Here is a 21,978-nt window from a genome sequence, read left to right on the forward strand (position 1 = left end):
GGCTACACTGGGAATAGTCGCTGCTTTGCAACCATTTTGTTTGTAGCTGCAGGCTTAAATGTTGTACAATAAAGGCTAAATGACTTTTTGAAGGATGGATTAATAATGTATCTAGCCAGTGATTGGAAAGACTATGAAGTGATCGATACCGGGGGCGGGGAGAAGCTCGAACGCTGGGGCGATATTATCCTGCGCCGGCCGGACCCGCAGATCATCTGGCCGCTGGCCAGCGAGAGCGCCAAATGGCGGGATGTGCACGGACATTATCACCGCAGCTCCGCCGGTGGCGGGCAGTGGGAGATGAAGAAGACGATACCGGAGGACTGGAAAATCAGCTACGGCAAGCTGAAGTTCCACCTCCGTCCAACGAACTTCAAGCACACCGGGCTGTTCCCGGAGCAGGCGGCCAACTGGCGCTGGATGATGGACAAGATCGCAGCGGCTAACCGGCCGATCTCCGTCCTCAACCTGTTCGCTTATACCGGCGGAGCCACTGTTGCGGCAGCAAGTGCCGGAGCCTCCGTCGTGCATGTCGATGCAGCCAAGGGGATGGTTCAATGGGCCAAGGAGAATGTAGCCCTGTCCGGTCTTGCCGACAAGCCGCTCCGCTTCATTACCGATGATGTATTCAAGTTCGTCCAGCGCGAACAGCGCCGCGGCAGCAAATATGATGCTATTATTATGGACCCGCCGTCCTACGGAAGAGGGCCGGGCGGAGAAATGTGGAAGCTCGAATCCAGTCTTTATCCGTTCTTGGAGAGCTGCATGGAGATTATGAGCGACCGTCCGTTATTCATGCTGATTAATTCCTACACGACCGGCATCTCGCCAACCGTACTGCGCAACATGCTGTCAATGACGATGGGCAAGCGCTATGGCGGCAAGCTGAATTCCGGTGAGATCGGCTTGCCGATTACAGCCTCCGGCATGAATCTGCCTTGCGGGATTCTGGGCCGCTGGGAGGCGTAAGCCATGACCGGAACGAATAACGGCGCAGCAGGAGAATCCGGCAGCAGCCCCTCCCGGTTCGAGATTCTATATGAGGACAACCATCTGCTCGGCATTGTGAAGCCTGTGAATATTCCCGTTCAAGAGGATGCTACAGGCGACCCGGATCTGCTGACCCTGCTGAAGGAAGATGTGAAGGAACGCTACGCGAAGCCGGGCAACGTCTTCATGGGCCTGGTTCACCGGCTGGACCGTCCTGTTGGCGGGGCGATGATCTTTGCCAAGACCTCGAAGGCAGCCTCCCGGCTATCCGAGAGTGTGCGCACCCACGCCTTCCAGAAGGTCTATCTGACAGTGGTGCATGGTCAGCTTCCGGGCGCAGAGGCCCGGCTGGAGCATACGCTGCTGAAGGACCCTAAGAGCAATACCGTCCAGGCCGTCCGGGAGGGAACGCCAGGCGGCAAGCAAGCCATCCTTGATTATACCGTGATTGGTACGGCAGAAGGCTATTCGCTGGTGAGGATTGACCTGCTGACCGGCCGCTCCCACCAGATCCGCGTTCAGCTCAGCGATGTTGGATGTCCGCTATATGGAGATCAGAAGTACGGCGCGGCCGTGAACAGACCGGGACAGCAGATTGCCTTATGGTCTGCACTCACCCGGTTCCCGCATCCGGTGACCAAGGAAGAAGTCGAGCTGCTCTCCCTGCCTCCCCGTTCCTATCCCTGGAATCTTTGGACTCCGCAAATGCAAAAGCAGGCTATCCTTTAACGGACAGCCTGCTTTTTTGCATGATCATATAGGTTCTCAGTAGGTGCTTATACGGACTGTACCGAAGCTGCGTCATCCACGGCCGGGGCAACCGCCATCTTGCCCATGAGGTAGAGCAGCAGCTGCTGATTATGGGAGGAAATGGGGTCCAGCGCTTCTGCAAAAAAATCACTGCGGACCTTCAGTCCGCGCAGCGTCTCCCGCTGGCCTGTCTCGGTGATGCTCACCCAGACAATTCTGCGGTCTGAGGCATCGCGTTCACGGACAATCAGATTATGCTTCTCCATCCGGTCAAGCAGCATCGTTACGGCCGCCGGGCTGGTGGCCAGATGAGGGGCCAAATCAGAAGGCTTCATCGCATCACGCTCCTGCAGTAATTCCAGTACGGTAAGCTGGGCATCAGTCAGTGTAGGGGCAAGCTTGCTGTCCATATGTAGCTTATAGTCCTTTAATATCTTATGCCAGATTTTACTGAATTCAGTGGAGTGCACACTTATTCCTTCCTTTCCTGCGGATCTCTATAAGGTATATTTACTTTTTCGCCAGAAAAATTCCAAATCCTTCAAGGCCAAAAAATAAAATCATATCTGCAATTATTCCCCCCCAAATTAAAAGCGCGGGCAGCCCGTTACTCTGAGCTGCCCGCGCCGTTCCATGCGGTATTATATTTTACTTGACGGCCTGAAAAAGAATAGCGATCTCATCCTTCTTCTCGACAGCAACCAGCTGCTTGCCTGTAGAACGGCGTTCAGCAATCGGTGCGGATTCGGAGGAGAAGGAATGGACAGCGCCGCTCTGGGTGATGGCGGTCACCTCCAGCGGCTCCTTGCAATAGAATGCGCCTGCCAGCCTGCTGCCGTTCGGGCGGACACGCTTGCCTTCCTTGAACTCGAAGGTTGGCATCCCTTTGCCTCCGCGGCTCTGGGAAGGATAATCCACCATCAGGGAGCGCTTGGCATAACCGATGTCGGATATCGCCAGGATCTCGCCTTCATCCTCACTGACCCAGAAGCAGGAGACCACCTCATCTCCTTCACGGAGCTGAATTCCCCTAACTCCTGTGGCCACCCGGCCCATAGGATTCACTTCATTCTCACGGAAACGGATGCTCATGCCCTCACGGGTAATCAGCACGATGTCCTTGTCACCCCTGCTGTGAGCCACTGTAATGATCTCATCGCCTTCGGCCACCTTACAGGCGGCAACGGCTCCGGAACGGCTTGTAGAGTACTCCTTGAGCTCGGTACGCTTCACCTGCCCCTTGCGGGTGATGAAGACCAGACTGGCCAGCGGGTCCTCCAGGTTGCCGACCGGCAGTACACTGACGACACTGTCTCCCTTATTCAGTCCGATCACGTTGACGATGGCCGTCCCCGGATCTTTCCATTTGAATTCTGGAATCTGGTGCACGGGAAGCAGGAAGTATTGACCCTTGCGGGTGAATACGAGCAGGCTCTCCCGGGTATTCAGATCCAGCAGCTTGACGATATGATCGCCATCCTTGACGCCTGAAGAGTGGCGCTCCCCGCCCGAACGGGTGAAGGACAGCATGCCGGTCCGCTTGATATAGCCGTCCGCAGAGAGCGCAACCAGCACATCCTCCGCATTGACCAGAACCTCCATGTTAACCTTAAGCTCCTCTACCTCTCCCTGAATCAGGGAACGGCGGTCGATTCCGTATTTGTCACGGATCTCCAGCAGCTCCTTGCGGATAACGGTAATCAGCTTCTTGTCGCTGTCCAGAATCCCCTGGAGCACAGCAATCCGGGCCAGCATCTCATCCAGCTCCTTCTGCAGCGAATGAATCTCCAGATTGGTGAGACGGTAGAGCTGCAAGGTAAGGATAGAATCAGCCTGTCTTTCGCTGAAGCCGAACATCCATACCAAGTTATTCTGGGCATCCTGGCGGTTCTTCGATGCCTTGATGGCAGCGATCACTTCGTCCAGAATGTTCAGCGCCTTGACCAGTCCCTCTAAGACATGGGCACGGTCCTCTGCCCGTTCCAGATCGAACCGGGTACGGTGAGAGACCACTTCCCGCTGATGGGCAATGTAGGCTTCAAGGATCGCTTTGAGCCCCAGCTGCTGCGGAGCCTTGTTAACGATGGCTACCATGTTGAAGTTGTAGGTGACTTGGAGGTCGGTTTTTTTGAGCAGATAGGCTAAGACGCCTTGTGCATCTGCCTCCTTCTTCAGCTCCACCACGATGCGCAGGCCCTCACGGCCGCTCTCATCGCGGACCTCGGCGATCCCTTCAATCTTTTTCTCCAGACGGATGTTTTCCATGGAGGTCACCAGGCGTGACTTCACGATCTGGAAAGGCACCTCGGTGATCACGATCTGCTGCTTCCCGCCGCGCAGATTCTCAATCTCCGTCTTGGAACGCAGATAGATACGGCCTTTGCCGCTGCGGTAAGCATCCATAATGCCGTCTCCGCCCATAATGGTTCCGCCTGTCGGGAAGTCCGGCCCCTTGATGAAGGTCATGATATCCTCAAGCGCAATGTCCGGCTTCTGCATGACCGCGATGCAGGCGTCGATGACTTCCCGCAGGTTATGCGGTGGAATCTCCGTGGCGAATCCGGCCGAAATCCCGCTCGTCCCGTTCACCAGCAGATTCGGATAACGGGAGGGAACAACCACCGGCTCCTTGGCCGTATTATCGAAGTTGTCCTTGAACAGAACGGTGCGCTTCTCAATATCGCGCATCATCTCCATGGCAATCGGAGACAGACGCGCTTCTGTGTAACGCATCGCCGCCGCCGGGTCATCATCCATGGAACCCCAGTTGCCGTGTCCGTCTACCAGCACATGCCCCATCTTCCACGGCTGTGCCATCCGCACCATCCCGTCGTAGATCGAGGAGTCCCCGTGGGGATGGTAGTTACCCATGACATCACCGACGGTTTTGGCTGACTTGCGGTATGGCTTATCCGGCGTATTGCCGGAATCGTACATGGCATACAGAATCCGGCGCTGCACGGGCTTCAGCCCGTCGCGCACATCGGGGATCGCCCGGTCCTGAATGATATATTTGGAATACCGGCCAAACCGGTCACCCACGACCTCTTCCAGAAAAGCCGGCAAAAATTGCTCTGATAAACTGCTCATATCCTCTTCACCTTCTGTTCCTCATTCTGTCCGCGTTTTTAAAGCTTGATGATCTGACCGCTGCGCTCTTGCGTTATTAAATTCAAAAACCAAACAATATTTTGATAACAGGTAAGACTGTAACTGCGGTGATTTTGGACTTCCGGCCGCTGTTGTATTTAGATTTCTGATTCATAGGCCTAGCGGATGAAATCTAAATACAAAGGCGGACGCTGACGCTCCTACAGTTCCAAAATCCCCTCCGTTACTTTCCCTTGTATCAGTTTATCAAAACATAGTTCACAATCCATTGAATTCAAGAACCAGCCGCTATCGCTTAAACAGATCATCAAAAAATTAAAAACAGCGGAAGGTATCGTCACTTCCCACTACTACTTACGATCTTTGTTACTCCACGATCTCCGTGAAGTCGACGTTCTCGACAATCCAGCGCTTACGCGGGTCGACCTTATCGCCCATCAGCGTGGAGACGCGGCGCTCCGCCTTGGCGGCATCCTCGATCTGCACCTGAAGCAGCGTACGCGAATCGGGATTCATCGTAGTCTCCCACAGCTGGTCCGGGTTCATCTCACCCAGTCCCTTGTACCGCTGCAGCTCGAAATTCTTCCCGAATTCCTTCAGATAATTCTGCAATTCCTCATCGCTCCAGGCATAGCGGACCGTCTCCAGCTTACCCGATTTGCGCGTCAGCTTATACAGCGGCGGCTGGGCGATATAGACCTTGCCGGCATCGATCAGAGGCTTCATGTAGCGGTAGAAGAAGGTCAGCAGCAGCACCTGGATATGTGCGCCGTCCGTATCGGCATCGGTCATAATGATGATTTTGGAATAATTGCTGTCCTCCACGGCAAAATCAGGCCCGATTCCCGCACCGATTGCCGAAATGATCGCCTTGTATTCGTCATTCTTCAGGATATCCAGCAGCTTGGCCTTCTCGGGGTTCATCGGCTTGCCCTTCAGCGGCAGGATCGCCTGAATCTTGGAATCCCGGCCTTGCTTCGCGGAGCCACCGGCTGAATCGCCCTCGACGATGAAGATCTCGGTACGTGTAACGTCCTTGGACTGTGCAGGTGACAGCTTGCCGCCCAGGTTCGAGCTCTCACTGCGCTTCTTGCCGCTGCGGATCTCATCACGGGCCTTGCGGGCCGCTTCACGGGCCTTGGAGGCCTGGATCGATTTTTTCAGCAGACTCTGTGCAACTTGGGGATTCTCTTCCAGGAACCGCGCCATCCGCTCGGAGACGATGAAGTCCACGGCACTGCGGGCAGATGCGCTTCCGAGCTGATCCTTCGTCTGTCCGACAAACTCCACATCCGACATCTTGATGCTGATGACCGCCATCATGCCTTCGCGCAGATCATTGCCCTCCAGATTCTTATCCTTCTCCTTGAGCAGCTGCGTGCGGCGGGCGTAATCATTCAGCACACGGGTATAGGCTGTCTTGAAGCCTGTCTCGTGTGTTCCCCCGCTGCGGGTAGGAATGGAGTTGACAAAAGAAGCGATCGTCTCCGTATACCCCGCATTATACTGCAGCGCGATTTCCACCTCAATCTCGTCCTTCTCGGAGCTGAAATGAATTACATCGTGCAGTACATCCTTGCCTTCGTTCAGGAATTGCACGAACTGGCTTGCGCCGCCTTCGTAGAAGAATTCATCCTGACGCCCGCTGCGCTCGTCGCTCAGATTGATTCTAAGCCCGGAATTCAGGAAGGCGATCTCCTGTACCCGTTCTGCAAGCGTATCATAGTTGAATGAAATGCCCGCAGCGAAGACGCGAACATCCGGCTTGAAGGTAATCTTCGAACCGGTCTTATTCGTATTCCCCAGTATCTCAAGACCGGTCACTGGCTCACCGACATGTTCTTTTCCGCTTTTGTCGACCCAGTATTCAAAGCGCTGACGGTGAATCTTGCCTTCGCGGTAAATCTCCACTTCCAACCACTCGGACAACGCATTGGTTACTGAAGCCCCGACCCCGTGCAGGCCGCCCGACTTCTTGTAGCCGGAGCCGCCGAATTTGCCGCCTGCATGCAGTATAGTGAATACCACCTGCGGCGTTGGGACTCCTGTCTTGTGCATTCCGGTCGGTATTCCGCGTCCGTTGTCAATGACGGTCACCGATCCGTCTTTACGCAGTGTAATGTCAATCTTCGAGCAAAACTTGGCCAAATGCTCATCTACGGCATTATCTACTATTTCCCATACTAAATGGTGCAGACCCGAGGAACTCGTACTGCCAATATACATGCCGGGCCGTTTGCGGACCGCAACCAGACCTTCGAGCACCTGAATGTCGTCAGCATCGTATCCAGTCCGGCCTGCTTCGCCGTTCTTAGAGACTTTTGCAAACATATCGATCTGTTCGAGCATTCATGCTCCTCCTTCACTTGTCTTCCTGTCTCTCTAAAAATGCAAACAAACGTTTTCGTTCACTTTGTACATTCTAATTCAAAATATCCCGTTTCGTAAAGACGGCGAATGAAATGATTACGGCCGCAAGTCCCCAAATGCCCAGAACCGCCATCGAAAAGCCTAGTGTCATGCCCTCTATCGGCGCGGGAGTGCCCGCTAAATAAGTCGTCAGCTCCATATTGACCATAAATAAATATTTGGCCGCCGTCCAGGCGGAGGCCATATTCGTCAGGATCGTTCCGGCAATCAGCGCTGCCATCATCACTACAATGCTCGCAGCCGTACTGCGGACCAGCACCGACACCATGAAGGCCAGCAGGGCCACCACGATGCTGACATACCAGATCAACCCGCCCTGCATCAGCAGATACTTCCACTGCTCCACGGCATGAACCTTCGTCATATCCACAGTATCACCGTTTAGCTGGAAGCCTGTAAAGACTGGAACATTGAACCCCTTATAGCCAAAAGCCAGCCCAGATATCAGATAGCTGATTACGAATACGGACAGGACAATCAGCGAGACGAACATCAGCAGCGCTACCATTTTGCTGAACAGTACCTTCCAGCGTCTGACCGGGCGGGTCAGCAGCATTTTGATCGTGCCTGTCGTCCGCTCCCCGGAGACCAGGTCGGAGGCAACCGCCATGATCAGCAGCGGAATGAACAGGGAGACGGAATTATTGACAAACTCCCGGGTGAACGTTACTCCGCTCGGCTCGTTCGGATTCACATCATGGTCCAGATAATACTGCAATTGCTGGAGAAAAATCCGCCGGTACGACTTCCATTCCTCCGGAATCCGGTCGCTGCCGAGCGAATTCTGGTTATCGGTAATCTGCTGCTGGATCTCCAGCCTCCAGTCAGAGTTAAATTTGTCACGGCTGCGCTCGGCTATGCGCATTTGCGCATAGGTAAACATTGGCACCAGCACAAGCAGGATGAGCAGGATGACATAGAAACGTTTCTTTTTAATAATCTTCAGGCACTCATTTCGGATGAGCGGCAGCAGGTTAGTCAATGGCTTCACCTTCCGTTAGCTTCAAGAATAGCTGTTCCAGTGTAGGGTTGATTTTATGCACAGCCCGGACTTCCACCTCTTGTGCAACCAGCACGGCAACAATCTCCGGGATCAGCTCCTCGTCCATCGCCGTAACGAGGGAATTCACGCCCATGCCTGCGATGACCGAGTCATCCAGGGTAACCTCGTCCAGATGAAGCAGCGCGATATCCGGCCGCCCGGCCATGATGTCTCTTGCCCGCTGAAGCGGCTCCAGCTCCCACAGGACATAAGGCGAGTTACGGGCAACCAGCTCGTCTACAGCGCCAACAGCGAGTACACGGCCTTTGCTGATAATGGCTACCCTGTCGCACAGCAGCTGAATTTCGCTCAGCAGATGACTGGACACAAAGACCGCCAGCCCTTCGTCTGCCAGCTTACGGATGAATTCGCGCAGCTCCTTGATCCCCTTGGGGTCCAGGCCGTTGGTCGGCTCATCGAGAATCAGCAGCCGGGGACGGCCGAGCAGAGCTTGGGCAATACCGAGCCGCTGGCGCATCCCCAGCGAATACGTGCTGACTTTATCCTGGATGCGCTGATCGAGCCGCACAATTTCAACGACCTCGGCAATCCGCTGCGCGTCTACTCCGGGCTGCATGCGGGCGAAATGCTGCAGGTTCTCCCAGCCCGTCAGATATGTGTAGACCTCGGGATTCTCGACAATAGAGCCGACGTATTGCAGCGCTTTTTCCGGATTCCGGTTCATATTATAGCCGCAGACGGTAATCGTCCCTTCGCTCGGGCGGATCAGGTCCACCAGCATGCGGATGGTTGTGGTTTTGCCTGCTCCGTTCGGACCGAGAAAGCCAAAGATTTCGCCTTTTTTCACATCAAACGTGACATCATTTATAATCCATTTGCGGCCGATTTTTTTACGGACTCCCCGGGCGGACAGAACGACTTCTTCCCCCGGTGCCTCATGAATGGTTCTCGCCATCTTATACAGCTCCTTGCCACAGTCATTTCTGTTCAAAAAAAATCATCCGATTCAACGAACCGCTTGTACAATGCGCTCGCTCATCCGCTGATAACCGTCCCCGTTCGGGTGAAAATGATCATTTGACAGATATTTCGCCAAATGACGGTCAAACAGGTCAAAGGTCGGGACCAGTGTCATGTTCTGATGCCTGTTGATCATATCCATCGCCGCATTATTCCACGCTGTTACCGCCTGATTGCCGGGAATTAGCAGCCCCTCGATATCTCCAAAGGGATTATACAGTCCGATGTAATAGACTTGGGCCTGCGGATTCACTTCTGCAACTGTATCCAGTATGCTGCCCAGCCGTTTGGCGGCCCCAGGCAGAGCGGAGAGAAGCGATTCCGGGGTCAGATCACCTGCAGACGCGGTTGGAACCGGAGTAGTGCCTTCTACCTTGTTATTGGCAGGGGCTTCTGTGCTCTGAGGTACCGCTTGCTCCGAAGGCTTCGCAGAGGCGGCTGCTTGTCCGCTGCTCCCGCCTGTGCCCAGAATATCCGAGCCCCGGAACAGGTCGTTCCCGCCGATGGAGATCAGGATGACATTCGCCTGACGCAGCGCGTACTGTACCCCTTCCTCCTGAAGCTTGCTCTGTAAAGCAGCTGTGGTCAAGCCGTTAATGCCCATATTGCCCAGCAGCTCTGCCTTTCCTCCATTGGCCGACAAGGCATCCACGGTCCGTTTAACGAACCCTTGCCCGGAGTTGTCACCGGTCCCTTTGGCCAAAGAATCGCCAAGCGCCAGGATCTTGTATTCGTCATCTGCCGCAGCTGTCGGTGCAGCCGTCTCCTGCGGAAGGGAGGAGAGGAACTGCTCCCCCTTCGGGTTCAGGATATCGCCCACTGCATACACAAATCCTGTAATCAAAAGTAAAGTTGCCAGGATGGACACCAGGCTTACTGTCCTCCAGGTCCATTTGGAATCCTTCAAAGCTATCCCTCCATCTGCCGTACTCTTCTGCCTCTTCCATCATTCACAACATTATTAACTATGTAGATAAACATAATTCTTCTTTGCACAATTTGCAAACCGTAGGGGGGTTTAGGTGGGGGCGCGGCTGCGGGGATTTTGGACTTACGGCCGCTGTTGTCTCCAAATTTATTGAATGAACCGTTATACGGTTAAAATTCGGAGACAAAGGCGGACGCATTCGCTCCTACAGTTCCAAAATCCCCTCCGCCGCTTCACACCTAAACGGTGGAAGCAGTAAGGGCGGCACGATGGCGCTGCGCTGATCGTGCAAGACCGCGGACTGCGGCACGATAGCGCTGCGCTAATCGTATCAAGACCAATATTACTTTAATATCCTAAAAACATAAAAACGCCCCCGGCAATGCCGGAGGGCGGAGTTAACGTAACTTTATTTACCGATGAATTCCTGGACCCAGTAATTATTATCGAAGCCAACACCGATATAGTTGAAATTCGCGCTCAGGATGTTAGCCTTGTGACCCGGGCTGTTCATCCAAGCCGTCATAACTTCCTGAGGGGTCTTCTGGCCCATAGCGATATTCTCACCAGCCGCCTTATACGTAATGCCGAACGCCGACATCATATCGAAAGGTGATCCGTAGGTCGGAGAAGTGTGTGAGAAATAGTTGTTCGAGCGCATGTCCGCAGCCTTCGCCGCAGCCACTTTGTTCAGGCTGTCCAGTGCGGAGACAGGGGCTAGTCCAGCTGCAGCGCGCTCTTTGTTCACCAGTGCGACTACTTGCTGTGTGTAGCTGGAGGCATTATTGCCAACTGCAGGAACCGCAGATGGGGCAGGGGTTACCACAGGTTTTGCAGTGGCAACGGGGGCCGGGGTTGGCTTAGCAGTTGCTGCCGGGGCCGCTGTAGCCACTGGTGCTGCTGTTGCAACCGGCTTAGCCGGAGCTACCGGCTGTGCTGCCGGGGCAGCTGCAGCTGGCGTTGTGTATACAAAGGTTTTAGTGACAGTGTACGTATTGCCACCCAGTACAAAGGTCTTCGAATTGTTCTGTGTGAAATAGTCCATGAGCTGTGCGAAATTCATATCTGATCCGGCTGCCGCAGGGGCACCGGCTGCTGCTGCGTTTGCTTGTAATGGAAGAGAAATGCCAAGCGCCATAACAGCGGCTACGCTTCCACCTATCATTCTTCTCAAAGTCTTGCTTTTCATTCTGCCATCTCCTTAATCTTCGTTGTGGTGTATCATGGGGACAAGGGTGTCTGTCTACATATGTTACAAAGTTGTAATCTGTTCCTAGGTCATTGTAACACAAAACTATCAGCTGTGCGCTTCTAAATTCTGTCATTTTATAGATAGAAAAGGCTTGTACCCTCCAGCAGCGGCAAAAGAAAACAGCATTGCCGTCCTTTTCAGGACGGCTGTGTCTATCCTATATATCGGCGATTCTATCGCTTAATTTAATGAAAGGACTGCCAGAACTCCCCTTCGGTCGAGATCAGGCCCATAATCTCAGCATACGGAATGCGGAAGGTTGGAAATCCTGCGGCGTACGGAGCAATCTCATAAGGTGCAAAATACAGGTACAGCGCCTCCGCATCCACATAAAAGGGCTGATCGGCTGTAATGCCTTTATACGTGTCAGGGAAAACATAGGAATACTGCGGATCATTCGCAATCTGCTTGCCGACAATATCACTGAGCTTCTGCACGTATTTGCTGCCGGGCTTGAACAGATCGCTGAGCGTGTAGAACTTGCCGGTGCGCAGGTTGATATGCTCATAGATCCGCGTAGGCATGCCGTGCGCAGCGCCGAACGGAAAATGATAACCGCTAAGCTCCAGCACCAGCAGATTCTTGCGGAAGAAGGATACGGCGAAATCTCCCGTATAGCTGAAATCCTGCGTGCCTCCCCCCGTCCCCGCCCCGTATGGGAGCGACAGGCCCCGCAGCTTGTCATTCACTGCCTTCGAGACCTCAGCAACCGCGATCCCTTCCACGACCGGATAATAGACCAGATAATCCCGGTTAGGCTTGTATTTCTTCTCCAGCACAGAGTATGGCGGTCTGAGCGGAATGACCCCGTTTTGCCGCCAGACCTGCTTGCCTTTACGGTCATAATAGGAGGTGCGCAGATCAATATCCGCGCGGATCAGGCTGCCGCTGAAGGACAGTGATCCTGAGCCTGCGATGACCGGGGGCTGGGCGGCTTTTTTCCCGCTGGTGTCAATAAAATACGTATCCTTCGCATCATACACCGACGCGAGTCCCTGCTGATAATTGTTCACGCCCAGCAGCGGGTGGGTGCTGAGAATTCTTCCAGTCAGCGCATCGGCGATGACATATCTGGAGCCTCTGTAAGGCTGATCCGCATACAGCGGGGTCCCAAGCGCCACACGGTTCTCTCCCAGCTGCTGCACCTCATAATAGACGGCGGGAATGATCATTTTCCCCTGCTTGTCGATCAGACCGTAGGCGTTGCCATAATCAGCGGCTGTGTTAATCACCGCCCGGCCCTCCGAAAACGGCAGAGCTGCCGTATACTGCGGCTGGATAGCAATCGTGCCGTCCGTGTGCAGATAACCGTATTTTCCATTCTCCGTCGCCTGAAAGGCCAGCAGCCCATCCCCCGGATACCCGACAAAAGGATGTTTGTACGTATGCAGCACCACGCCATGGAGATCAATCAGTGCATATTCCCCTTCGGTTATTTTGACCAGTGCAGTCCCGTTTGAGAAATCCCCGGCGTCCAGATAGACGGCTGGCAACACCTCTTTGCCCTGGGCATCCAGGTAGCCATACAGCGAGTTCCCCCCGGTAGTATTCTGCTTGGAGAACAGCGCACGGCCTTCGTGCAGCGAATTCAGATAGTCATAGCGCGCGGACGTCACCTCTTTGCCTTTTTCATCAATAAAAGTGTAGCCCTTCGCATCCGACACCACGGCCCGCCCCTCGGAAAAAGGACTAATAAAATTATAGACCGGTTTGACCCGCTCCCGCCCGGAGCTGTCAATCAGACCACTGACATTCCCCCGCTGCACCACCGCCAGGCCATTCTCCTGAAACTCCTCCGCATAATCATATCTCGGCTCAATCACAATCCGGCCGTCGTTGTTGATATACCCCCACAGCGTCCCGTCCTTAAGTTTAAAAGGAGCCGGATGCAGCAGCGCTGCCCGCAGGCCTCCCCCGTCATCCGGGAGCACAATGAGCGCCTCCAGGGGCTTTTTGGAGTAGTCTACACGGTATAAGCCCGCCTCTGCCGGGATAGTCACGAACAGCTCCTCTTCCGCCCGGATGAAATCCTCCTCCTGCTGCGGAATACACTCATTCCAGCCGATACCGTCCCACCGCCATACCTCTGTCTGAATCAAACCGTTGTCGTTCCCTTTTCCCAGCTCGTTCAGCTTAATCCTCAGCATGTTGTCGTTCTCCTTTACAAAGGCTTTTGCCTATAGACTATGAGAGTGAGGGGGAAAGGGTGTGTCTGTGTCTAGGAACGGCGGCTGGAGTTGAGGACTGAGGGATTTTAGGGATTAAAAATTACAAAGGCGATGCCGTAACTGCGGTGAGTTTTGGACTTCCGGCCGCTGTTGTCTCCCGATTTCCTGATTTAAACCGCTAATCGCGGTAGAAATCGGGAGACAAAGGCGGACGCTGCCGCTCCTCCAGTTCCAAAATCACCTCCGTTACTTCTGCCTTTCTGTTGGTTTAAACACAAACACACCCTTTTGGAGGGTGTGTGCCGGGTGAACAAGGGCTGCTGTGCCTGCCCTTGTAAGATGAGAATAATCCTTCTGCCGGGCGGGCAAAAGTTTAATAAAACTTTGTAAAGGATAGAGACATAAAACACTATTCATAAAATTGGTTAAATAAGTAAATTCGCATACGTATCACACCTAACCGCTGGCCTGACTGCTAACCTCTTGCCACTCGCTGTCCGCTGGCTGATTGTTAACTCCTTCCCCCTACTGTCTGCTATCTGACTGCTAACTACTTGCCTCCCGCTGCCTGCTGTTTGATTGCTAACTGCTTGTCTCCCACTGCCTGCTACCTGATTGCTAACTACTTGCCACTTGCCACCTCTCGCTCCTGCCGCCCACTCCCTGCTATCTGCGCCTCTGGAACAGAATAAAACTATTAATTAGTCACTATTAGCAGCGAAATCCTGCCCAAAATGTAACATTCGGCTACGTATATCGACTTTAAACTAACATTGTTGTATGAAAGGCAGCATTTGTCCGCCCGCAAGCCAATTAGAAGAGGAAATGTTGTAATTCGTGCAGCAACTATCCCCAGTTCCCCTGTTTCAGCCAGCCGGAATTGCAATTATTGCAACATTTCACGATCATGTGATATCAGGAGCGGAAGGGAATTGGGAAACGAAGGAGGGGTAGCATCCGGAAGCCCCAAATCCGGCAGGCACGTGTAATCAGGTGATTTGGAGCAACGCTGCGACAAATCCGGGCAAGCCAAAAAGCGTTTGCGATATACCGCAAACGCTCTTTGCCTGCCTTCCCCACCCTTGGTGAGGTGATAGGAGTACCGGAGGGGATGTGAGATTGGAGGTGCGTAAGCACCCGATGAGTTCTTGAATTCAATCGTAATGGAATTTGAACTATGAACTGATCCCCGGGTAGAAGGAAAGTGGCGGAGGGGATTTTGGAACTGGAGGAGCGGTAGCGTCCGCCTTTGTCTGCGGATTTCAACCGCTAATAAGCGGTATGAATCAAGAAATCTGCAGACAACAGCGGCTGGAAGTCCAAAACTCACCGCAGTCACGATCATACCTTCCACCCAAGATGCTCAGTTCAGTTCAAATTAAATGAACACTTGAATTCAATAACTTAGGAGCGACAGCGGCCGGAAGTCCAAACTCCCCGCAGATACGACTAATCACCGAACCCAAGCCTATTTTTTCGATGAATATTTCCGCATATCAAACGATACAGCCGCGATAATGATCAGGCCTTTGATGATCAGCTGGTAGTAAGGGCTGATGCCGATGAAGGTCAGGCCGTAGTTGATCAGGGTGAAGATGATAACCCCGACCAGGACGCCTGGAACGGTACCAATCCCGCCGGTAGTGGATACGCCGCCGACAACGCAGGCTGCGATGGCGTCAAGCTCGTACATGTTACCATAGTTGTTGGTAGCGCCGCCTGTTCTTGCAGCTTCAAGCACACCGGCCAGACCGTACAGGGCACCAGCGATGGCGTAGATGTAGATCAGGTTCTTGGAGACGTTGATCCCGGATACCTTGGCTGCCTGCATGTTGCCGCCGATGGCGTACATGTTTTTGCCCAGCTTGGTTTTGTTGAACAGCACCCAGACGATCGCCGCGACTCCGAGGGCTATGAGTACGATGTACGGGATGGAATATTGGCCGCTGCCGATGAAGCCGGAGCCGATGTTGGTGAAGTCAGGACGCAGTCCGCCGATCGGCTGGGATTGGTTAGGGTCCATATCGAAGTACAAGGAGTTCAGACCGTATACGATCAGCATCGTGCCCAGAGTGGCGATAAACGGCGGAACGTTCAGCTTGGAGACGATAATCCCGTTGACGAGCCCGCAGAGCAGACCGGCCACAATGGCGATCAGAATCGGCAGCCAGACCTGCACCTGTGGCAGATCGGGGAAGAAGCGGCGGGAGTAGTCAGGAATCTGCAGCATGGAAGCTGAGATGACAGCAGTGAAGCCGACCACCCGGCCTGCCGACAAGTCGGTCCCGGCGGTGATCAGGATAAAGGCCACCCCGAGCGCAATAATAACGCGTGTGGAGGACTGGATCAGTACATCCCGCAAGGTGTTGATCGACATGAAGCTTGGCTCGTATATGATGATCCCCATAATCAGCAGGATCAGTACGATGTAGATTGCGTTTTGAGTCACGAAGGACTGCGCTCTTTTAATAGTCATAATTGTGTTCCTCCTTAATTGTTACGCGAAGTTTAAGCATTCGTTGCTGAGCTTCTTCAACCTTGCATGTGCCCTATGGTCTTCGCCGTCCTGTGAGTGCAGTTCCTGATTAATGCTGAGCAGCGAGTCGCATTACTTCGGTTTCTGTAGCCTGCGCACCTTCTAATATCCCAGTAAGCCGTCCTTCGGACATCACCATGACACGGTCAGACATCCCCAGCAGCTCAGGCATTTCCGAGGAGATCATAATGATGCTCTTCCCTTGCTTCGCCAGGTCGGCAATGATCGTATAGATCTCGAACTTCGCACCGACGTCAATTCCGCGTGTCGGCTCATCGAGCAGCAGCACCTCAGGCTCAGTGAGCAGCCATCTGGCCAGCAGCACCTTCTGCTGATTCCCGCCGGATAGATTCATAATCTGCGTCTTGGTCGTTGGCGTTTTGGTGCGCAGCTTTTCAATCATTTTATCGACTTCAACCTTCTTCTTGCGGCCGTTCAGCAGCAGATAAGGCGTCTTGTAGCGGTCAAGGTTGGCAATGGCGCCGTTCTCATGCACAGACAGCACCGGGAAAATCCCCGTCACGCGCCGCTCCTCGGTCAGCAGGGCCAGGCCGTGTTTTTTGGCATCCTGCGGAGAATTAATCTTCACCTTCTTGCCGTCAATCGAGATGGAGCCGGATTTTACTGCACGCAGTCCGAACAATGCTTCAATAACCTCGGTTCGCTGTGCGCCGACCAGACCGCCTACACCCAGAATCTCCCCGCGTCTTAATTCGAAGGACACATCCTTGAAGGATCTGGGCTCGGGTGAGGTCAGACCTTCTACCTTCATGAACACCTTGCCTGGAACATTAGTACGCTCCGGGAAACGGTTCGTCAGATCACGCCCGACCATCTTGGAGATAATCAGGTCCGTGGTCAGTTCGGCCGAGGGCCAGGTGCCGATCTTTTTACCATCACGCATAATCGTCACTTCATCGGAAATCTCCAGGATTTCTTCCATTTTGTGAGATATATAGATAATAGCTACGCCTCTTTTTTGCAAGTCCCGGATGATCCGGAACAGATGCTCCACTTCCACGCTGGTTAAGGACGAGGTTGGCTCATCCATGACAATCACGCGGGAGTGAAAAGAGACCGCCTTCGCAATTTCGATGGATTGGATCTTGGATACAGACAGCTTGCCCACCAGTGTTTCGGGATTCAGGTCGATATCCAGATCTTTGAATAAGCTTTCGGTGTCGGTGAACATTTTTTTGTGGTCAATGAACTGCAGCGGCCCAATGCCTTTGGTCGGAAAACGTCCCAGCCAGATGTTCTCCATCACGCTGCGGAAAGGTACAGGGTGCAGCTCCTGATGGATCATCGAGATGCCGTGCTTCAATGCTTCGCTCGAACTCGTGATGGAGGCCTTCTGGCCATCCAGGAAGATCTCACCGGCATCCGGTGAATAGATTCCAAAGAGACATTTCATCAGTGTGGACTTGCCTGCCCCGTTCTCGCCCATAAGTGCATGAACCGAGCCCGGACGAACCTTAATGCTGACTCCATCCAGCGCCTTCACGCCGGGAAATTCTTTGGTAATGCCGTTCATTTCCAGCAAAAACTCCGTATTTGCCATGTTGTTACGCCCCCTACGCTTTTTGTCTTTTTCCATGAGAGGCACAGCGTTTCCATCCTGCTCCCTACCCGTAAGGAATTCCGGAGAGCGCATTGCAGCACCCTCCGGGACTGGTATCTATGATACGTATCTGTATCTGTAGCCTTGCACCTGTTAACGGATTATTGCGCGTCTGCTACATTGTCTTTGGTAATCTTTTTGTAGGAGATCCATACAAACTGGTTGTCTGTGATGTCGAAGCCTACGTTCTCTTTGGTTGGCGTTTCGCCTTTGGCCAGCAGAGCGGCCAGGGTGATCGCTGCTTTACCTTGGTTGTTGGCATCGTTCAGTACGGTACCCAGCATCGTTCCATCCTGCAAAGCCTGAACCGCAGGAGCTGTTGCATCCACGCCTACAACCGGCATGTATTTGTCGCCGCTGAAGTAGCCTTGAGCCTTCAGGGCTTCGATCGCGCCGAGTGCCATATCATCGTTGTTGGCCAGTACGGCTTCAATCTTGTCGCCGTGGGAGCCGAGGAAGGCGGCCATTTTCTCCTGGCCTTTTACACGATCCCACATCGCGGTATCTTCAGCCAGCTTCTCCACCTTGATGCCTGCATCTTCGATTGCCTGGATGGAATAGGTGGTGCGAAGTTCTGCATCCTGATGTCCTGGTTCGCCCTTCAGCATGACATACTGCAGCACGCCGTCGCCGTTCTTGTCCGCTTCAGGGTGTGCCTTCCAGTAGTCCACGATCAGCTGGCCGGACATGGTGCCGGACTCTTCAGCTTTCGCACCTACATAGTAGACTTTATCCCATTTCTTCATATCTTCCGGCAGCGGCTCGCGGTTCAGGAAGACCACCGGAATGTTTGCTGTCTTGGCTTTGTCAATGATGACGCCCGCAGCGGTGCGGTCTACCGGGTTAATCAGCATGCCGTTATATTTCTTGGTGATGAACAGATCCACCTTATCGTTCTGTGTAGGCTGGGAATTCTGGCTGTCTACGATATCAACAGTGGCAATGCCCTTGGCAGCAGCATCGATGGCGTTGCGGACACCCGTCATGAACGTGTCGTCGAATTTGTAGATCGCTACGCCGACCTTCGGAGTCTCAGCGGAACCGGAATTTTCAGTGTTAGCCGAAGTTCCAGTGTTAGCAGGGTCAGCCGCCTTGTTATTGTTGCCGCCGCAGCCTGCGAGAGCAGCACCCAGCAATGCACTTGCAAGTAGAACGGAAGTGATTTTTTTCATGTCTAATTGACCTCCTGAGGATATTTCTTTATTTGGGATGATCCCGGTGTCTCCCGGGTACATCCTTATTATGCCCTACGTGAAAACGGTTGCGAATATAAAATCCTACTCATTTCCATGAAAATTCTACTATATAGATCTTAAATTTCTGCTACCGGACAAACGGGAACAGCAGCTTCTGATTCTCCGGCCACAGCATATTCTCCAGATCGATGAGCTTGGTGCCGGTGTCCACACGTTCGGGAATATCCATGCCTTCGAGCGCCTCCACGGCATATTTCACCGCCAGATACCCGTTGCTGAACGGATTCTGAATGACGGTCGCCTGCACCGTGCCATCTTGAAGCGACTCCATCATGGAGGGCGAGCTGTCAAAAGCAATCATTTTCACACTATCCCTCTTAAGACCCTGAATCACCCTGGCCGCGCCTTGTGAAGCAATTTCATTCAGGGTGGCAATACCGCGCAGATTGGGATACTTGTTCAGCATCTCCCGGGTCAGATTTTCGGCGTCGGAGGTGCTGGAGGAGGTGTAGGCGATCTGTACGACCTTAACGTTAGGAAAGCGGGCGGCATAATTCAAAAAACCCTTTTCCCGCTCATCTGCATCCCGCGCACCATAGTCGATGCTGCCAGTCTTGCCGGAGTCCGGGGTAAGCGACGAATTGGTGAAGTTAATAATCCCGATCTCGCCATAGCCCTGGAGCAGTTGAATCAGCCGCTCGGCGGACTTCTGTCCGGCTTCGTAGCCGTTCGACCCCACGTAAGTCCGAACCTTGGCCGAGCCAACCTCCGCATCGACGGAGATCACCGGAATTCTGGAATACGCCGCCTGGTCCACGACCTGCGCCAGTCCCATATAGCTGCTGGCCGCGAGTATAATCACATCCGCCTTCTCCTGGATGGAATCCTCCACCATGACGACCTGCTCCTCAATATCACTCTCCGAATCCGGCGCCTTGAACGTCAGATTGACATTGAATTCCTTCGCCGCAGCCTCTGCTCCGAGCTTCAGGGTGTTCCAGTAATCCCCTTTGTTCATCTTGACAATCAGGTGGATATTCCGCGTCTTGCTGGTGCTGATATAGGCTGGCGAGGCATTGAAACAAGAGGACACAGAGATCCACAGCACTCCGCACAGCAGCACGGTGAGCCATACACGCACGCTTTTCACAGGTTCGTCTCCTCCTTCTGCTCATCCATAGCCTCTCCCGCCGGGCGGGCCGGGAACACAATCGTAACAACCGTCCCCTCTTCCAGCTCACTCTGAAAAGCAAGCCCGTACTCCCGCCCGTAATACAGGCCGATCCGTTCGTGCACATTCCGGACACCGACCCCTGATCCGCTGGTGCTTTTGACGCTTCCGCTTAGAATGCCGTTCACCGTCTCCTTGGACATCCCGAGGCCGTTGTCGCTGACCCTGATGATGATTAGCCCGTCCTGAAGCCCGGCGCTGATCGAGATCAGCCCCTCGTCCGGCATCATTTCGATCCCGTGATAGAGCGCGTTCTCCACGATCGGCTGCAGAATCAGCTTAATCGTCTGGCACTCTAGGACCTCTTCCTGCGCCGTAATCTCATAACGGAATTTATTCCTGAAGCGGAAGCTCTGAATCACCAGGTAATGGCGGATATGGTCCAGCTCTTCCTGGATGGTGATAATATTCTTGCCTTTGCTGAGGCTAATGCGGAAGAATCTGGAGAGCGACTGGATCATGGTGACGACTTCATCCGTTTTGCCGCGTTCTGCCAGCCGGATGACCGAATTCAGCGTATTGTACAGAAAATGCGGGTTGATCTGCGATTGCAGCACCTCAAGCTCACCCTTACGCTTCGTTTCCTGCTCATAAATGATCTGCTCCATCAGCTGACGGATACGCTGGAGCATCATGTTAAAGCGTCTCGACAGCTGCTCTACCTCATAGGCTCCGCTAACATTAATCGGCGTATTCAGATCCCCTTCCGCCACCTGCTTCACGGTACGCTCCAGCTTGCGGATCGGGCTGGCAATCAGCCAGGACAGGAAGACCGACACCGCAATCACGCAGACCAGAACAACACCAAGAAACCACGCCAGGAACTGGTTCAGATCCCGCTTGGTGGTGACAATCTCATCGTAATAGGCGACCCCGACAATCTTCCAGCCGGTCTGCGCCAGCGTGCGTACGGTAATAAAGCGCTTCTCCCCGGTCGATTCGTCCAGATAGCTGCGGTAGGCGTATTCAAGCACCGGCTCCACATTCTCATACTTCAGCCCGGCGTAGATGAGCTGCTGCTGCGGATGATAGACGATATTGCCGAGCGGGTCGAGGATGTAGGCATAGCCTCTTTTGCCCAGCTTGACCTGCTTACTGAGTTCGTCAATCGTTCTGAAGTTGAAGTCCAGCAGCAGCACACCGGTTCTCAGCTCCCCGTTCTCCCTGTATTGAATCAGCTTGGAGATGGAGACCACCCACGTATACCTGCCCTTGAACAAATTCTGGATATGCGGTGCGGAATAGGAGATCTCCGAGGTACGCTTGGCTGTGGTGAACCAGCTCTGGCTCTCCAGCCCTGTGTTCATGCGCATCGTCTGCCCCGGCGTCCCTACGACATACTGCCCCTGCGGGGTAAAAACAGCCACAGACACCAGATCCTCGCGGCTGCTCATCAGTGTATCCATCCGTTCATAGAGCAGCGGAGAATCGATGGAGGGCGTAGAGGTAATCTGCTTCTCGGCGGTCGCAAAAATACTGCCCATCCCCTTCACATACAGCTCCAGGTTATAGTTCACCTGCTCGATGATCTGCTGCATGTTGAGATTGGCATTCTCCTCCGCCGTGTTGGCGAACTTGCCGTACAGCATCACACTTACAATCACGGCCACTGCCGCAGTCACCGCCATGAACGTCAGCATGATGATCAGCTGGATACTCCGCAGCTTCGAGGACAGGCGCAGCCTGCCGCTCTTGCGGGACCCCGGCCGCAGCGGGAAGAAATAACCCCTCGGCTTGTTCAT

At 53.7% G+C, this 21,978-nt stretch carries 15 protein-coding genes; 2 read left to right on the forward strand and 13 right to left on the reverse strand.

Annotated features, from left to right (window positions below):
- Positions 1-105 precede the first annotated feature (105 nt).
- Positions 106-969 carry a class I SAM-dependent methyltransferase gene (locus tag NYE26_RS18620; RefSeq protein WP_036732961.1) on the forward strand — a complete coding sequence of 288 codons (864 nt, stop codon included), beginning with the start codon at positions 106-108 and terminating at the stop codon, positions 967-969.
- Between the two features lie 3 nt (positions 970-972).
- The gene (locus tag NYE26_RS18625; protein WP_036732959.1) at positions 973-1,719 is read left to right on the forward strand and encodes an RluA family pseudouridine synthase; all 747 of its coding nucleotides are present in this window, start codon (positions 973-975) and stop codon (positions 1,717-1,719) included.
- A gap of 47 nt (positions 1,720-1,766) precedes the next feature.
- Here NYE26_RS18625 and NYE26_RS18630 read toward each other — a convergent pair whose 3' ends face one another.
- The 13 genes from NYE26_RS18630 to NYE26_RS18690 all read right to left on the reverse strand — a co-directional run bounded on the left by NYE26_RS18630 (position 1,767) and on the right by NYE26_RS18690 (position 21,978).
- Positions 1,767-2,210, reverse strand: a complete 444-nt coding sequence (locus NYE26_RS18630) for a MarR family transcriptional regulator (RefSeq protein ID WP_036732955.1) — start codon at positions 2,208-2,210, stop codon at positions 1,767-1,769.
- 178 nt (positions 2,211-2,388) lie between these two features.
- Positions 2,389-4,830, reverse strand: coding sequence for a DNA gyrase subunit A (gene gyrA, locus NYE26_RS18635; protein ID WP_339249238.1), 2,442 nt, complete (start codon positions 4,828-4,830; stop codon positions 2,389-2,391).
- A 387-nt stretch (positions 4,831-5,217) separates the two neighbouring features.
- Positions 5,218-7,200, reverse strand: coding sequence for a DNA topoisomerase IV subunit B (gene parE, locus NYE26_RS18640; protein WP_036732950.1), 1,983 nt, complete (start codon positions 7,198-7,200; stop codon positions 5,218-5,220).
- 73 nt (positions 7,201-7,273) lie between these two features.
- Positions 7,274-8,263, reverse strand: a complete 990-nt coding sequence (locus NYE26_RS18645; protein WP_036732948.1) for an ABC transporter permease — start codon at positions 8,261-8,263, stop codon at positions 7,274-7,276.
- A complete protein-coding gene (locus tag NYE26_RS18650; RefSeq protein WP_339249239.1) occupies positions 8,256-9,239 on the reverse strand; it encodes an ABC transporter ATP-binding protein in 984 nt (327 codons plus the stop codon). Before NYE26_RS18650 ends, NYE26_RS18645 begins: the two co-directional genes overlap by 8 nt.
- 51 nt (positions 9,240-9,290) lie before the next feature.
- A complete protein-coding gene (locus NYE26_RS18655) occupies positions 9,291-10,211 on the reverse strand; it encodes a GDSL-type esterase/lipase family protein (protein ID WP_339249240.1) in 921 nt (306 codons plus the stop codon).
- A 430-nt stretch (positions 10,212-10,641) separates the two neighbouring features.
- On the reverse strand, positions 10,642-11,421 hold the full coding sequence (locus tag NYE26_RS18660; RefSeq protein ID WP_051478722.1) for a CAP domain-containing protein: 780 nt from the start codon (positions 11,419-11,421) through the stop codon (positions 10,642-10,644).
- A gap of 248 nt (positions 11,422-11,669) precedes the next feature.
- The gene (locus tag NYE26_RS18665; RefSeq protein WP_339249241.1) at positions 11,670-13,631 is read right to left on the reverse strand and encodes a WG repeat-containing protein; all 1,962 of its coding nucleotides are present in this window, start codon (positions 13,629-13,631) and stop codon (positions 11,670-11,672) included.
- 1,489 nt (positions 13,632-15,120) lie between these two features.
- Positions 15,121-16,128 (reverse strand): galactose/methyl galactoside ABC transporter permease MglC, encoded by a 1,008-nt coding sequence (gene mglC, locus NYE26_RS18670; protein WP_209869871.1) that lies wholly within the window; start codon positions 16,126-16,128, stop codon positions 15,121-15,123.
- Between the two features lie 109 nt (positions 16,129-16,237).
- Entirely contained in the window at positions 16,238-17,749 is a 1,512-nt protein-coding gene (locus NYE26_RS18675) for a sugar ABC transporter ATP-binding protein (protein ID WP_209869874.1), read from the reverse strand.
- Positions 17,750-17,910: 161 nt separating this feature from the next.
- Positions 17,911-18,981 carry a galactose ABC transporter substrate-binding protein gene (locus NYE26_RS18680; protein ID WP_339249242.1) on the reverse strand — a complete coding sequence of 357 codons (1,071 nt, stop codon included), beginning with the start codon at positions 18,979-18,981 and terminating at the stop codon, positions 17,911-17,913.
- A 151-nt stretch (positions 18,982-19,132) separates the two neighbouring features.
- Positions 19,133-20,155: a substrate-binding domain-containing protein gene (locus NYE26_RS18685; protein WP_339249243.1), complete on the reverse strand. Its 1,023-nt coding sequence runs from the start codon at positions 20,153-20,155 to the stop codon at positions 19,133-19,135.
- A complete protein-coding gene (locus tag NYE26_RS18690) occupies positions 20,152-21,978 on the reverse strand; it encodes a sensor histidine kinase (protein WP_339249244.1) in 1,827 nt (608 codons plus the stop codon). Before NYE26_RS18690 ends, NYE26_RS18685 begins: the two co-directional genes overlap by 4 nt.

The sequence above is a fragment of the Paenibacillus sp. FSL P2-0136 genome (genome assembly GCF_037975325.1).
In the GTDB taxonomy this organism is placed as follows: domain Bacteria; phylum Bacillota; class Bacilli; order Paenibacillales; family Paenibacillaceae; genus Paenibacillus_AQ; species Paenibacillus_AQ silagei.